This window comes from Candidatus Woesearchaeota archaeon (assembly GCA_016188115.1).
GTDB lineage: Archaea > Nanobdellota > Nanobdellia > Woesearchaeales > GW2011-AR9 > JACPIK01.
The window spans coordinates 1,272,383-1,286,558 of sequence record JACPIK010000002.1 but is presented as its reverse complement, the minus strand read 5'-3'; the positions used below and the strand labels follow the sequence as shown (position 1 = coordinate 1,286,558).

The window sequence follows — 14,176 nt, the reverse complement described above, 5'->3', positions numbered from 1 at the left end:
AGTCTAAACCTCGCACCATAGTTATCATACAAATTGCGATTCTATAAACTTCTCAATATCTAACCGCAATAATAAGGGCAACCCGTGACGTTTGTAACTATTTTGTAAATCAAAGTTTACCAGAAAAATAAAACACCGCCCACCATACTTCTTACGTAAAGCACCGAACTTCTCATCATGCTCCTTCTTTTTCTGCTTGACGCCAATACCTGTCTCCACTTCAATCACGATTTCCTCATTTCTGGAATTGACAAACACAATGTCGGGTCGCTGGGTACGATACTTCTCAACGGAAGACGTACGTTTCAAAACTTCCCGATAAATCAAATCCACATAATACGTATGCATTGCCGACTCTGGTTTCCTCACTTTGACAAAATACTGTTGTTGCCTGCCTTTACGTAACCCATGAAACGAACCTAACACATACCCATTATTAGCTAAGAAATTCTGTTCCTCAACCGACAATCCAGAAGTCGTATAGACATCCTGCTCAATGTCAAGCCCAATCACCCTATCGACCCGCACATCCTCTCGCACAGCCCCCTGTATCTCATCAGGGTTCGTGGTAATCAACTCATGCTCCTTGGCTGAGGCGATAACTTCGATCTCTTGATGCTCATTCTCCAAAATAAGCACACCTTGCCCTTTTTGTGCCGATATAAGGTACTCTTTCTCAGCACCCGACAGATGAAACGTGCGAGCCACATCGTGTATCACAGCGGGCTTCTGGCGTAATAGAAACGTATAGGATGTATTAGCTAGAACAGCATGCCCCGCTTTCGAGCCAACAAGATCAGCCACATCTTGGGTAATCATGAGCAACCCGAGGTTAAACTTACGACAGGTCTTGACAATCTCAAACACATAAGAAGATTCCTCTGCCGTTTGAAGCATCGCCCACGCTTCATCTATAACGAGAATCTTACGTTTCAAAGACCCTTTCATGCGTTGATACACATAATCAAGAACCAGATACATCACAACAGGCTTTACTTGTTTGGGCATGGAGCCGATATTAAAACACACAAACCTATTTGAAAAGTTAATATTCGTGTGTCGGTTCAAAAAAGAAAAGACACCATTCTCCGCATACATCCCCAACCTATTGAGCAACGCCATATAGGTTTTCTTCTCCTGCGAATGCGCTTCCCTATTCAAGTTTACGAGTGTTTGATAGAGTTCCTGCAAAATTGGCGGCTTGCTATCCCAAGAATCACGGTTAATTCCTCTCCTGCCATACGTGATGTCAACAGCTTTGTCTAAAATCGCTTTTTGTACTTCGGTGATATCGCCCAACATAATTTGAAATAAATCCATTAACGAAAGCCGCTTCTCCAGATATTCATGTCCCATCAAATCAAGAGGGTTAATGATTGTTGAAGAATTCTTACTGATCGTGATCGTTTCGCCATGATAATGTTGTGTCAAAGCACCGTACTCTCCTTGTGGATCAATGATAATAATATCAGCACCATTCATGAACAAGCGAGAAATGAGCAGTTTTGTAAAATACGACTTACCTGCTCCAGAAGTTGCCAAAATAATTCCATTGGCATTGGTGAGATTAAACACGTTCTTGATGTAGGGAATTTTATTTTTGTTTAAGCCTAACAACACTCCATCATTTTCTACATCCAAAAACGGAGAAGAGAACGGAAAGAACGCTGACAATCCTTTAGTATGGATATTCTGTGTCAAACGTAATCGATCTTTTCCCAACGGGAGCATCGATTCATAGCCTGCCTGCATCTGAAACTGCGGGATACCACTTTGAATCATTAACCCTTCTAAATCAGCTTTTACTTTCTTCGCAAGAAATACCGCATCCTCTCTTTTTTTACCTTTGCAAAGAATGTAGAGTGAGACATTAAAGAGCTTCTGACTCCCTTTCTGTAAGTCTTCTAAAACACGCTTGGTCGCCTCAAACTTAATTTCAAGAGAGGGATTGTAGATACCTTTCTTTGTATCTGCATACAAATCAGCCTGTTGTTTTTGCAGTTCACGATTTAAGTGAATCATCGTTTCTTCCAAAGGGAATGGTTCGATATGAATGGAGATATCGTACGTGTCACCTGATGAAATAATCTTATCGAGAAATCCCCGCTCTACGCTATGAGGATAACCTTTCACGTTCAGTAATGTACAAAATTGATCTCCAACTTCAAATGCATCATGATGAAACGTAATCTTTTGCGGTGAAAGAAGAAAATGAGCGTACTCTTCAATGACTTGATCCTCCGCAAGTTCTTTTTGTGCTCCCTGCCCAATGTAATTGTGAAACAACGAAACGAGCGACTCTCCAGTGACTCTATTAACCCGAAGCCCTAATGAGCGAAGTTTTTCTTCACAGACTCTAGTTTGAATCTGTAAATTATCTTTCTCTGTGATAACAATGTAGAACTTTCTGTTTTTGAGACCAGATACCGTTTTAGTTACAAACTCTTTATAGGAAGAGAATAAGTCCGGAAAATCGCTAGTCTTTTTCTCTAGATAGCTGAAATGGGAGTCAAGAGAGATACTATGCGAGCTTATATGAATTTGGATAGGATAATCCAAACTGTTAAGGAATTTCTCAAACCCCATTAACACTGATTCCTGCTCTTCCTCAGTTTTTATGGCAAGATTTAATGGGATTACTTCTAAGATGGCAAGCTTCGATTTTTTAGTCACCACCATTTCTTTCTCCACACTTTTGATATCTATTATTTTGTGAAGAAGAGAACTGTCTGCTTCCACACGCTGATTGCGCAGATGAAGAAAGAAATGATGTCCTCTGTTGATACCATCAAAAAACATCAAGAAGAAAGCAATTATCAGAATAAAAGAGTTTATCGTCACCGCTGTTGATAAAGAAGCAATTTTGAACACCAAAACCATAACGAGAAAACTAGGGACAGCTATTGCTAATTGTTGGAAAGTTAAAAACCACAAAATTTTCTCTTTGTGTTGGAGGGGTGGTGGAATGTCGTATGCCATTAAATGAGGAGAGCAATATATTTTACTGCTTGATTGAGATCATCTTTAATCGAGTCTGCTCCAACGCCATGCAACGCTACTTTAACTGCATAGTACAACGTATAATTGACAACCAAAAATGCGCTCATCATAAAGAGCATCTTAATCACAAGGAAATAACCTACCGTAAAGAGCAGCGAAACTCCATATAAGAAAAATACATCAAACAAAGTAATGAACACGAAGATAGCGAGAACTTTAAGCAGAAATCGTCCGTATGATCGCAATGGTGGGAAAAAATAACAAAAGAGTGCTAGGGGAAATAACACCACTCCAAAGATTGCAATGAGAAGCCTTATCACTAAAAAGATGGAAGTGAAACTCAACACGATCAAATACAACACTGAATAGACAAGCTCAAGAGCAACATTGGGAACATTATCAATCGTAATTAGAAATGCCCGAGGATCAATCTTGTCCGCAAAAAACAATGCTAGCGAGCTACTGGTGTTGAGAGCCAGCTGATAGATATAGAATGATCCTTGGACAAGGACGAGTAAGAGAATAGCATTTTGTAAAACTTCTTTTGCATGAGCTCGCTTTAAGGGACTTCCATTGCTAAAGACGAGAATCCCCCCAGCATAGACAAAGAAGAACAGATAGAAAAAACTAAGAGCATATCGTACTATATTCCATAACTGCTTGAGAATCTCTAAATCAACCTGCATTGTTAATAACTTCTTCACAACTAGAAGTGTAGGTAAGAGCGGTGCATTAACCATTCCTAAAATCAGATCATACAAAATATCAGGCAAACAATCTCCTAGATTTAACAGACACCAGTTATCGTCATCATCATTATGATTAGCCAAAACAACAGGTATGATCAACAAAACAATAAAAAAGAAAATAAATGCTTTCATGAGAAAAAGAACCTCACTATCATTGGTGCCACCCAAATCAAGATCAGACCGATAATCACACCTGCCCCCATGAGCTTTGCTCTCTCACGTTTGATTTGTTCTCCGCCTGCGGTCATAAATGTAATCGCTGCAAAGACGAGCATGAGAACCCCAATTGTTGAGGCGGCATACTTGATGAGATTATAGATTTTCATAACGGGTGCGAGAATCTGATCCGCCATTGCTTGATCTTGTGGATCAAGACCTTGATCAAAATCAACAGCTGCAAGTGCCATAGGAAGCAACAATAACAGGAGGATCACCCATTTCATTGCACCACCTTCAAACTCTCAAGCAACGAAATTATTTTCTCGTTAGCTTCTTGCTGTTTTTGCACCAGTTGATCACGCTGTTCTTTTAGTTCTCTAACTTCCATGCGTGCATCTAAAAAAGACTTAATCTCAATTGGTGCTAATCTTCTATGGTTTCTTGATTTTGGTTTAGAAGCATACCACACCATTACCACAAGACCAAGCAACACGCAAACTAACAAACCAAATATCAATAGTATGCTCATGGTTCATCCCCCCGTAGTTTTTTATAATTCTCAAGTACTTTCTCTGGATCACTCCCTTTGTACTTCTTTGCAAGAAATCTTCGGCACGTTTCACACAGTTGTGTCTGTATTTCCTCGTAACATATTTCGCATTTCACGGTAACACCCCCAGTTAATGGATTATTACTCTCGAGAAATGTTTATTAGGTTTGTACGGCAAAGCTACGGTAAAAAGAAAGAAAAAATTAATCAGTTTGAATAAGAATTTGTTGGCGTAGCAGTTTCATCTTCTCTATTTCCAACTTAGTTCGTTCAAGGTCTAGTTTCATGCGTTCCATTTCAAGATTATTATTTTGAACAGGTTGCGCAATCGTTTGTTGAAAGTTTGGTCTAAATTCCATCAGTGGCCCCGAAAACGCTTCTTCTACTGCTTTAGCCTGCTGTGTTTTACTTATCTTTGCGTAGATTTGAGTGGTTGTAACCTGATTATGTCCAAGTAAGTTGCTAATAGTGTAAATGTCTACCCCTTTCTCATGTAAGTACGTGGCATAGCTATGTCGTAGAGTGTGAAAATAATATTTGAACTTAATTTTCTCTTTACCATTATGAGGGCCTTTCTTCTCTTGAAAATGATATAATGGGACTAATAACCCTGATCGTTGCAAACCCTCACGAAACTGCTCATACAGGCTCTTTGTTCGCATCGGGTTATCAGGTGAAGTCATAGAGGGAAGAAACCATTTACCTCCATCGATAATTTCAAGCCATTTTTGCATGGGACTAATTGCTCTTCTCGGAATGGGAACAAAACGATCTTTACCATACCCATCCTCAGACCGACCTCGCCATTTAGCATCAACAATCTTAATTCTCCTATTTTCAAGATCAACATCCTCCACTTTAAGTTTACAAATTTCGCTGATACGAAGACCACAGAAAAAAGTTACAAACGCTGCGATGGCAATTTTAGGTCTTTCAATATGTTCAAAGAGCTTTTGTAATTGTTTTACATTAAGCGCACTTGGCAACCTATTTTTGTTTCCCATTTTAGAGACCTCCCATTATCGTTCGTATCTCTTCCATCATCAGAAGTCCAATGTTACTTTCTTTGACTCGCTTCCTATTTGCTGATATTTCTAACGCTTTCTTCTGACTGATTTGATTATTGCGTAATTTCTCTTTAATATCATCAGGGACTCGTGTAGCAAGAAACCATCTATAGGCTGTTGAAGGGTTAAGCTTTAAACGAAGTAATAAATCGTAGAGAATATGTTCAGTCTTTGTGAGTTCCCTCACTTTTAGCGCATTTTCTTTTACAGCTCGGCGACCATAATGAAGATTGCCTTCCCAGTGACGCCTGCAATGTGCCAACATATGTATCAGCCTATCACCAGAAAGTTCCGGAATCTCCTGCTTGATGTGCTCTCTGACCTCATTAACTTTATAGAAGATGCTCATCTTCTTGCCACCTTGCCTTATTCTTCTGTTTAACATTGTACGTGTCCCATACACCATCGTTCGTCACCTCGCTTATGTACTTTGTACGGCATTCAAACGGTAACGCTAAAAATGGCAGAAAATAGAGGCTAAACATGCAGGAATAATCCGGTAATGATACCGCTACTGATGCCTAATAAAAGAGCTAAGAGCAGTGAAAAGAACATTACTTAAAAAAAGCAGAATTGTTTTTTAGATTTATTTACTACTTTTTAGAGACTAATTTAACACAACATTTATAAAAAATGAGGGTAAATAAGAGGTATGCCGCCATCCGAAAAATCTGAAAAATTATCTGGAAATAATACCCCAATAGAAACAGTTCCGGATGCCTTTTTGCGACAAAGAGTTCACCTTGAGGAAGTAGTCAGACACTATGGCATCAATGGTGCTGAAAATTTTGCGCATTTTTTAAGAGACCGTGGAGAAGAATTTGCAACCGTAGTCGAACGATTAATCCTTCCTGGCGCAGGATATGATACAACCTCCAGACAATTAGAAGAATTAACAGATGTGATTTTAGCAGAACCATCTCGAGGGATACGACCAAATGCTCTTATAACTTCTCGAAATGAGATTGAACAACCAAGTGACCTGCGCGATGGGTTGCGAGGAGATTTGACCCCTGCAGGCACCATTACTGCATTTAAAGGCAAAGCTACATTCGTCTTAGGTGGTCGAGGAACAATTTATTATGTTCAATTAAGAGATGTTTCTGAGGTTACGCAAGGTGTTCTTACTTTACGTAGAGACGTAGTAGATTATATTACAACTAAAGTACCGACATTTGATACACCACGTTTGTTGAGATTACTTTCAGAACGATATGCACAGGCGTTACGAGTTGCTCAAGATAATGAATCTCTTCAAAAAGAATCATGGTATGACCCTATGACTGATGTTTTAAACAGACGCGGGTTAGAAAAGACGTACGATATTTTTAGAACAAAAATAGATGAAGGAAAATATGTGGCATTATATATGCTTGATTCTGACCATTTTAAATTAATTAATGAAACCTACACACACTTAGGAGGAGACGCAGTTATCAAAGAGATGGCGCGAAGATTAGTGGCAACTGTACGGCAGCCAGCACAGATCATACGCTTTGGAGGAGACGAGTTTGGAATCCTTACTGCAGTTAGCTCAGTAGATGAAGCACAACGATTAGGTGAACGAGTACGCACAGAAATGAGTTCTAGACCATGTCAATATCAAGGAAGAACAATTTCGTTTACAATTAGTGTGGGATATAGTGTTGATGAAGGAGGAAATTTAGATCTAAATGAGTTGTATGGGCAAGCAGATCAATCCGAACTCGTAGCGAAACATGGACTTTTACCTTTGATTAATGGAAGAGCTGATGCATTAGACAATCCAGGACGTAATCAAGTTATTGGTTACCAAACTCGAAGTAACTGGGTTGAAAAAGAGATTAAAATTGAGAGAAAGTAGGTAAGTAAATAGATAGCAAGTAGATGCGATCGTAAAGATAAATACTTTTGATATTAATTTGAGATCAAGATTTGTTAATTAGTTTGTTAACTAACCAGGGAATATAAATTTTAGTGAGTTTCTACAGAATTCTGCAATAGATATTTTCGACCTAAACCTTAATATAACGACCTTGCTTTCTGCTCTTTATGAACTTTCAAAAGATTAGTGAAGTGCCCAAAGTAAAGGAACTTCTTCACAACGCATTTCGTAAAGCACGTATGAGGGGGATACAAAAAGATCTCCATGGTACATGGATTGATAAAATTCGAATTAAAGAATCTCTTAAATTAGATGTTATAAAAGATAGTATTCTTCCTGCATATGAACGAGTAAACAAAGACTTCCCATTGGAGTTTGCGCTTCCGGAATTTTATCGCAAGCTAATGGAATTAACGATTGATGTTGAAGGATACAAAAAAGCACTTAAAGCATTGGCAGATACAACACGAATCCTGCAAAAAATCCATAAAGAAGCAATTAAACGAATTCATAAAGCAACTCTACGAGAGGATATGAAGGCTATTTCTTTAGAAACATATGGACGAATTGCATCTGTAATTAAACGGTCTGAACCCCCCTTATTATTTTTAGATGAAGCACGCAGAACATTTCGTTCCTACCCCGATATTCAAGAAATGTTTAGTGTTGTTATTTACGGATTTCCCAATGTAGGAAAAAGCACATTACTTAATACGATTACGGGAACTAAAGCGGAAACTGCAGCATATGCATTTACAACAAAAACAATTAATGTTGGGTATTATACTAAAGATGGAATTACAGTGCAATTGTTAGATGTGCCAGGAACATTAGCTCGGCAGGAGCATATGAACAAAATTGAACTGCAAGCTCAGCTGGTTCTTGAAGAAGTGGCACAGGCGATTATTTATGTTTTTGATATTAGTGAGTTTTGCGGCTACCCACGAGAAAATCAAGAGAAGTTGTTTAAGAGCTTGCGAATGCGTAAACCTGTTTTTGTCTATGTAAGTAAAAAAGATCTCCTTTCCCAAGAGGAATTGGCAACATTTGAACACCAACATCAACCTCTTGAGGAAATCAAAGAAAAAATAATGAATCTTGCGGAGAAATATTATGCAGAGCAACAATCTCTTAAAAAAGATACACTTGAGGAAAATGGCGATGAAGAAGAACAAGTGAATCCACGAAAGCGGAAACGAAGATATGTATAGAAGAGAATCCTAAAAAGAGAATAAGATTACGTCACTAGAGAAAAAGAGAGGAGATGGAGAAGATGTTTGATAGATGGCTACATCGTAAAAGCACAGGAGAAAAGTTTTCTGAACAAATTGATCTTAACACACCCATTACAATTCCTGCTACCACACCAGCACAAACACAGCAGGAGCAATTAGAGCAAGAATTAGAAGGGTTGCGACATCGCATGCACATTCTTTCAAAACAAGCTCAAGAAGAAGATACAGAATATATTGATCGACAGAAAGCATCTCAATTTTTTGAAATCACCTCGCAACAAGAGAGGGAACCATTAGACCCAGTTCAATTAAGAGAAGCACAATTACGACGAGCAATCTATGAATTAGAGCAGCAACATGAGCAATTAATGGGTGAAAATACCCAAAAAAAAGATTAGACATAATTAGAATTCTGGGAGGTATGTTTTGTTGCTTAGAAGTATGTTTTGTTGAAAACGCAGAAATATTGAGGCATTATTGATCTATTCTGAATTAATTGTTCTGAGCATACAATGAACTCTAAGCAATGAACTCTAAGAAACATCAGAAGAAATTGTGAGAAATATCAAAGAAAATGAGAAAAAAGAAGTTTACGCTGTTGCTTTTGCAATAACTTCGACTTTACAATGGCAAGGAAGTTTTTTAGCTGCCCTTTCCATAGCCAAGCGACCAGTAGCAATATGAGCTTGTGGTAAGCGAAGTTCAAAAACAGTTTGACCATTTCGAACCCGCGCAGCAACCCCAATAGGTTTACCGTACGCCTTCTGCATACCTGTACTCATACGGTCTGCACCTGCTCCTGATGCTAATGGGTTTTCACGAAGAACGTGGAATGGGTAGAGTTTAAGACGAAGATGATAATCTTTTCCGATTGTTTTTTCCAATGCCCGGTTAGAAGTCTGACGAGCTGCTTCAAGGGCGTTTTGTCGGATGTTCATATCTTGTGTAACACAGAGACGAACAATTGTATCGTACGTTTTTTGGGGAGTACCCATGTCGAATTTGGTAATTTTTAAGCTAGGAAAACCGCCCCGTACATAATTCTTTTTTGTGTATTTACTAATACGAGTGTAAGGTCTTTCAAGATTTTGATATGCTGCGAATTTGCGTAAACGTGCCATGAAAAGCTTGAAAAGGGGGTTATTTATAAAGATTTCGAGCTGTTTGTTATTCCTTCACGTTAAAACGCTGCCACAGGGTTCGGCAAGACTCAAAAACAGCCCAAAAAAGACTTTCCAAAAGAGATATAAAGATTAAGACTATCCCCTAAACTATGGGTTTAAGTAGAGGTTATCTTCAGTTGTACATCCTAAGTGTACTGCTTTTTGCCATTCTTAGCATTGTTAATGATGTTTTGTTGGTTACAGGAAATGAGATTACACTACTTGGAGTAATTGTAGCAATCACTACCCTAATTTTTTTCCTATTTAATTTAGTAACTTTTGCGCTGTTTGTAAAATGGCAAGCACCACGCATTTTGTTGACTTTGCCGGTTTATATTGTTAGTATTACGCTACTTTTTATCATTGCAGGTGTCACATTAGGGGTGTTGAATCTGCTTACTGCAAAAATAGTGTTAGGAATTACGATAGCGAGTATTTTCTCGTCAGTATTTGAATTGGGTTTTAGCGCGTATCTTATTTCTTCGTTTGATCCCGAGAAGTTTGAGTAGATGCACACGCCCATACAAAATAGGAAGAGTTACTCTCGAGATCTTTAAATACGAGAATGCAGGGTGTTTCATAAGGATGAGTCTTCTCTATTTCTTGACGTACTTGAGAGACTTTTTCAGGAAGAGTTTTACAAAGAAGAATCCACTCATTAACTTTTTCAAGCTGACCTTTCCATCCATACATGCTAGTAGTAGGAAAGAGGGTTGCGCAGGCAATGTATTTCTTCTGGAGAAGATTTTGTGCGAGTGAAGATGCGCTTTCTTGCGAAGGCAGCGTAGTATATATAATGTTAAGGACGTTAAGATTAGATTTAATGTTAAGAGTAGGTTTAGTGTGAGGAGTGAGTTTAGTGTTAATGGGGAGTTTAGTCATATTCTGTTTTTTTGCCACTGTTTTTCTCTATTAAGCTAGGAAATGGTAGTCTAAAGTTATGAAATCTAACTAACTGATCGATTAAACGAGGATTTGATTAAACGGTGATTCGATTAAACTGATCTACATTTCTTCAAGAGCTGTGATTCCTAACAGACTTAATCCTTGTCCAAGCACGTGATGTGTTGCGTGAACTAAAGCAAGGCGAGCATTGGAACACTCAATATCGTCTGTAAGTACTCGGCAGGCATGATAAAATTCATTGAATTTCTGGGAGAGATCTAACAAATAACGACAGAGAATGTGGGGTTTCTTACCAGAGGTTGCTTCATGGATACGCAGAGGGAATTGACTTAACAAACGAATTAAAGATTGTTCCGAAAGTTCAAGAAATTGATTTGAATCAAAGTGAACAGTAGGTGTTGGAGCTTTACGCATAATGGAACTTGCTCGAGCATAAGTGTATTGAAGATATGGCCCTGTTTCACCATCAAAGCTAAGTGATTCTTCTGGATTGAAAATGATGTCGCGTACTGGATCTGTTTTGAGCATGAAGAATTTAATTGCGGCTAGACCAATAGCTTCAGCTCGCACTCTTTTCTCTTGCGCGCTAAGTGTAGCATAACGTTTTTCCACTTCAGCATAGGCTAGATTAGACATCTCATCCATGAAATCATCAGCATCAACAACTGTTCCTTCACGAGATTTCATCCTTCCCGTAGGAAGATTAACTAAACCATAACTCAAATGAAAGAGTGATTTGGCAAAAGAGTGCCCTAATAAATCAAGAATAGCAAAAAGCTGTTGAAAGTGAAGTCGTTGTTCGGATGCGACAACATACATCATTTCATCGAATTTGTAATCTTCGTAGCGCTGTTTGGCAAGATACATATCCTGAGTGATATAAATACTTGTTCCGTCTCCACGTAAGACGATTTTATCTGTGAGATTATATTTTGCAAGAGGAGCAACGATGGCTTTTTTGTCGTCTTTAATGAAGAGACCTTGATGTAATCCGGCAAATGCCATTTCTTTTCCTTTCTCATAAATTTCTGATTCAAAATATTCTTTTTCGAATGAAATGCCAAATCGCTGGTAGGTCTGCGCAAATCCTTCTAGTACCCATTGGTTCATCTTTTTCCAGATAGTGCGAACTGCAGGATCGTTATTTTCCCAAGCTACAAGCATGTGTTGCGCCTGTTCTTCAAGAGTAGGATCTTCTTTGAGTTTTTGGGCAAATAGGACATAAAAGTCACCGACGTAATGATCACTTTTTTTAGTAGGTGGTTGGTTGTGTCCCCATTTTTGATAGGCCAGCATTGATTTACAAATATGGACACCGCGATCATTGATGATATTGACAGGATGAATCGTATTTCCTTGAAATGTAAGCATGCGGCACATGGCGTTGCCCAATGCCATATTACGAATATGACCAAGGTGAAGCGGTTTGTTGGTGTTAGGACCACAATACTCAATCAAAATGGATTTTTTTTCGTGAGCTTTTCCATATTGTTGTGGGTTTTGAAGAATGGTGGTAATTACTTGTTGCGCAAGAAAAGAAGTATTGACAAAGAAGTTAAGATATCCCCCCATAACTTGGATTTTGGCAAGATAATCAGGGAGAGTTGATTCTGAGATTTTTGCATGCAATTCTTGCGCTGCTTGATTAGGATTTTTGGCTAGTTTAAAACAAGGAAAAGTAAAGTCGCCGAGTTTGGTATCGGGAGGAGTAGAGAGCAATGCATCAATAGTTTCGTTGGGTAGAGAAGTATGCTGTGTGAGGGCATTTACTAATTCTTCGCGAATGTTCATTGGGACCGAGACCATAACTTATGCAGAGGGGAATTCTTTAAATAGCTTCTGTTTGAAATTAAACATCTCTTTTGGTATTGATATGAATTTGTTATGTTTTTATATGGATTGATTTCTTGAACTTCTGTTTTTTTATTCTGGGAATTATTTACCCATTCTGGAGAATCAAAAACCTTTTATATCAATAATAATCATACTTATTTTTGGATGGGCTCTTCTAAAACAGATATTCTTTCAATGCGCGATTTTTCTCGACAGGAAGCAGAGCAAATTATTCAGGAAGCCATTGCGCTTAAACAGAAAACGAAAAATCTTGATGAAACGGCGCATAACAAAGTTCTAGCATCTCTTTTCTTTGAAAATTCAACTCGTACACGGGAAAGTCACGAACTTGCGGCAAAAAGGTTAGGCATGAAGATCATGGGATTTGCTGGAACTGAAGGCACTTCCGTAAAAAAAGGCGAACCTCTCGCAGATACTGCGCGAATGTATACAGGTTTTGGCGCAGATATTGTCGTCATGCGCCATAATCTTGATGGTGCAGCTCGCTATGTTGCAGATATTGTTAATGTTCCTGTGATTAATGCAGGTGATGGAGCAAATGCACATCCAACACAGACTTTGTTAGATTTAATGACAATACAAGAAAAGTTTAGCAAAATTGATGGACTTAAAATTGCCATGGTAGGGGATCTAAAATATGGTCGCACAGTTCATTCTCTTCTCCAAGGTTTAGCGTTATTTGATAATGTTACAGTTTGGGCGGTTGCACCCCCAGGCTTAGAAATGCCAGATCATTGTATTAAAGAATTTGAAAACAAAACAAAAAAAACAATTATTTTAACTAAAGATCTTTCTGAGGTTCTTCCTGAAGTAGATGTCTTGTATATGACACGAATTCAACGAGAACGTTTTCCCCTTGGACAGGAAGGAGAATATGAATTTAAAAAAGTAAGCGGGATGTACGAGCTTACGGCACAAATTCTAACTCGGGCTAACCCTCGGCTTTGTGTGATGCATCCTCTTCCTCGTGTAAAACATAAGTTAGAGATTCATCTTGATGTTGATGCGACACCAAGAGCACTCTACTTTGAGCAAGCACGTAACGGGGTTTTTATCAGACAAGTTTTGATATCTCATCTTCTAGGAGTGCAAAAACAACGGGCAGAAAACAAAGAAGAAAATGGGTTGTGGCGAGAACAAATTATTAATCAACAAGAGAAAAAGGACAGTTATCTTTATCGTTTAGATAATGGCACTTTGATTGATCATCTTGAACCTGGTAAAGGAGTATTGGTGTATTCTCTGTTAGGGCTGGATAAATTAGGAGCAACGGCAGTTGTTTCTGCGCACAATATTGAAAGTACAAAATATGGACGAAAAGACGTGATGGCGATCCATAATGTGCGCTTGACACCACGCCAGCTTTGGAAACTGGCATTGGTAAGCGAACGCGCCACGGTTAATTTTATTGAGAATAAACAAGTCGTGCAAAAAGGAACAGTAGTGTTACCGCGAATGCTCGAAGGGCTGCTTTTATGTCAAAATCTAAATTGTATTACTCGACCAGAACATTTTGAACATGCTCCAAGTAAGTTTTATGTCGATCAAGATAAACCGTTAAGAGTACGTTGTTATTATTGTGAACGAACATTTGATCAAAAAGCAGTAGAATTGATACGATAAAAGAGA

At 38.5% G+C, this 14,176-nt stretch carries 14 protein-coding genes; 5 read left to right on the top strand and 9 right to left on the bottom strand.

Features of this window, described 5'->3' with window-relative positions; all coding sequences use genetic code 11:
- Positions 1 to 24 precede the first annotated feature (24 nt).
- From HYV86_06925 to HYV86_06900, 6 genes are all read right to left on the bottom strand, one after another.
- Entirely contained in the window at positions 25 to 2,799 is a 2,775-nt protein-coding gene (locus tag HYV86_06925; GenBank protein MBI2573571.1) for a DUF87 domain-containing protein, read from the bottom strand.
- A gap of 179 nt (positions 2,800 to 2,978) precedes the next feature.
- On the bottom strand, positions 2,979 to 3,881 hold the full coding sequence (locus HYV86_06920; GenBank protein ID MBI2573570.1) for a hypothetical protein: 903 nt from the start codon (positions 3,879 to 3,881) through the stop codon (positions 2,979 to 2,981).
- Complete coding sequence (locus HYV86_06915; protein ID MBI2573569.1) at positions 3,878 to 4,192, bottom strand: hypothetical protein; 315 nt, start codon at positions 4,190 to 4,192, stop codon at positions 3,878 to 3,880. Before HYV86_06915 ends, HYV86_06920 begins: the two co-directional genes overlap by 4 nt.
- Positions 4,189 to 4,437, bottom strand: a complete 249-nt coding sequence (locus tag HYV86_06910; protein MBI2573568.1) for a hypothetical protein — start codon at positions 4,435 to 4,437, stop codon at positions 4,189 to 4,191. Before HYV86_06910 ends, HYV86_06915 begins: the two co-directional genes overlap by 4 nt.
- A gap of 224 nt (positions 4,438 to 4,661) precedes the next feature.
- Positions 4,662 to 5,462: a tyrosine-type recombinase/integrase gene (locus tag HYV86_06905; GenBank protein MBI2573567.1), complete on the bottom strand. Its 801-nt coding sequence runs from the start codon at positions 5,460 to 5,462 to the stop codon at positions 4,662 to 4,664.
- 1 nt (position 5,463) lies between these two features.
- Positions 5,464 to 5,874 (bottom strand): hypothetical protein, encoded by a 411-nt coding sequence (locus HYV86_06900; protein MBI2573566.1) that lies wholly within the window; start codon positions 5,872 to 5,874, stop codon positions 5,464 to 5,466.
- Between the two features lie 303 nt (positions 5,875 to 6,177).
- Between HYV86_06900 and HYV86_06895 the strand changes: the two genes are divergently transcribed.
- The 3 genes from HYV86_06895 to HYV86_06885 all read left to right on the top strand — a co-directional run bounded on the left by HYV86_06895 (position 6,178) and on the right by HYV86_06885 (position 9,022).
- Positions 6,178 to 7,368 carry a GGDEF domain-containing protein gene (locus HYV86_06895; protein MBI2573565.1) on the top strand — a complete coding sequence of 397 codons (1,191 nt, stop codon included), beginning with the start codon at positions 6,178 to 6,180 and terminating at the stop codon, positions 7,366 to 7,368.
- A 188-nt stretch (positions 7,369 to 7,556) separates the two neighbouring features.
- Positions 7,557 to 8,600, top strand: coding sequence for a 50S ribosome-binding GTPase (locus tag HYV86_06890; GenBank protein MBI2573564.1), 1,044 nt, complete (start codon positions 7,557 to 7,559; stop codon positions 8,598 to 8,600).
- 62 nt (positions 8,601 to 8,662) lie between these two features.
- Positions 8,663 to 9,022 (top strand): hypothetical protein, encoded by a 360-nt coding sequence (locus HYV86_06885; GenBank protein MBI2573563.1) that lies wholly within the window; start codon positions 8,663 to 8,665, stop codon positions 9,020 to 9,022.
- 192 nt (positions 9,023 to 9,214) lie between these two features.
- Here HYV86_06885 and HYV86_06880 read toward each other — a convergent pair whose 3' ends face one another.
- Complete coding sequence (locus HYV86_06880; GenBank protein MBI2573562.1) at positions 9,215 to 9,745, bottom strand: 50S ribosomal protein L16; 531 nt, start codon at positions 9,743 to 9,745, stop codon at positions 9,215 to 9,217.
- A gap of 152 nt (positions 9,746 to 9,897) precedes the next feature.
- Here HYV86_06880 and HYV86_06875 point away from each other — a divergent pair, with 152 nt between their 5' ends.
- Positions 9,898 to 10,296 (top strand): hypothetical protein, encoded by a 399-nt coding sequence (locus tag HYV86_06875; GenBank protein MBI2573561.1) that lies wholly within the window; start codon positions 9,898 to 9,900, stop codon positions 10,294 to 10,296.
- Here HYV86_06875 and HYV86_06870 read toward each other — a convergent pair.
- Both HYV86_06870 and argS read right to left on the bottom strand, forming a co-directional pair.
- Positions 10,262 to 10,687 carry a divalent-cation tolerance protein CutA gene (locus HYV86_06870; GenBank protein ID MBI2573560.1) on the bottom strand — a complete coding sequence of 142 codons (426 nt, stop codon included), beginning with the start codon at positions 10,685 to 10,687 and terminating at the stop codon, positions 10,262 to 10,264. The two genes, HYV86_06875 and HYV86_06870, sit on opposite strands and share 35 nt — an antisense overlap.
- A 105-nt stretch (positions 10,688 to 10,792) precedes the next feature.
- Positions 10,793 to 12,499, bottom strand: coding sequence for an arginine--tRNA ligase (gene argS / locus HYV86_06865; protein ID MBI2573559.1), 1,707 nt, complete (start codon positions 12,497 to 12,499; stop codon positions 10,793 to 10,795).
- Positions 12,500 to 12,691: 192 nt separating this feature from the next.
- On the opposite strand from argS, the gene pyrB reads away from it, so the two are divergent.
- Complete coding sequence (gene pyrB, locus HYV86_06860; GenBank protein MBI2573558.1) at positions 12,692 to 14,170, top strand: aspartate carbamoyltransferase; 1,479 nt, start codon at positions 12,692 to 12,694, stop codon at positions 14,168 to 14,170.
- The last annotated feature ends 6 nt before the right edge of the window (positions 14,171 to 14,176 follow it).

Bases quoted from the DNA above. Each gene is read 5' to 3' on its own strand.
- HYV86_06925 (MBI2573571.1), bottom strand. From the start codon at position 2,799: ATGTTTTTTGATGGTATCAACAGAGGACATCATTTCTTTCTTCATCTG.
- HYV86_06920 (MBI2573570.1), bottom strand. From the start codon at position 3,881: ATGAAAGCATTTATTTTCTTTTTTATTGTTTTGTTGATCATACCTGTT.
- HYV86_06915 (MBI2573569.1), bottom strand. From the start codon at position 4,192: ATGAAATGGGTGATCCTCCTGTTATTGTTGCTTCCTATGGCACTTGCA.
- HYV86_06910 (MBI2573568.1), bottom strand. From the start codon at position 4,437: ATGAGCATACTATTGATATTTGGTTTGTTAGTTTGCGTGTTGCTTGGT.
- HYV86_06905 (MBI2573567.1), bottom strand. From the start codon at position 5,462: ATGGGAAACAAAAATAGGTTGCCAAGTGCGCTTAATGTAAAACAATTA.
- HYV86_06900 (MBI2573566.1), bottom strand. From the start codon at position 5,874: ATGAGCATCTTCTATAAAGTTAATGAGGTCAGAGAGCACATCAAGCAG.
- HYV86_06895 (MBI2573565.1), top strand. From the start codon at position 6,178: ATGCCGCCATCCGAAAAATCTGAAAAATTATCTGGAAATAATACCCCA.
- HYV86_06890 (MBI2573564.1), top strand. From the start codon at position 7,557: ATGAACTTTCAAAAGATTAGTGAAGTGCCCAAAGTAAAGGAACTTCTT.
- HYV86_06885 (MBI2573563.1), top strand. From the start codon at position 8,663: ATGTTTGATAGATGGCTACATCGTAAAAGCACAGGAGAAAAGTTTTCT.
- HYV86_06880 (MBI2573562.1), bottom strand. From the start codon at position 9,745: ATGGCACGTTTACGCAAATTCGCAGCATATCAAAATCTTGAAAGACCT.
- HYV86_06875 (MBI2573561.1), top strand. From the start codon at position 9,898: ATGGGTTTAAGTAGAGGTTATCTTCAGTTGTACATCCTAAGTGTACTG.
- argS (MBI2573559.1), bottom strand. From the start codon at position 12,499: ATGGTCTCGGTCCCAATGAACATTCGCGAAGAATTAGTAAATGCCCTC.
- pyrB (MBI2573558.1), top strand. From the start codon at position 12,692: ATGGGCTCTTCTAAAACAGATATTCTTTCAATGCGCGATTTTTCTCGA.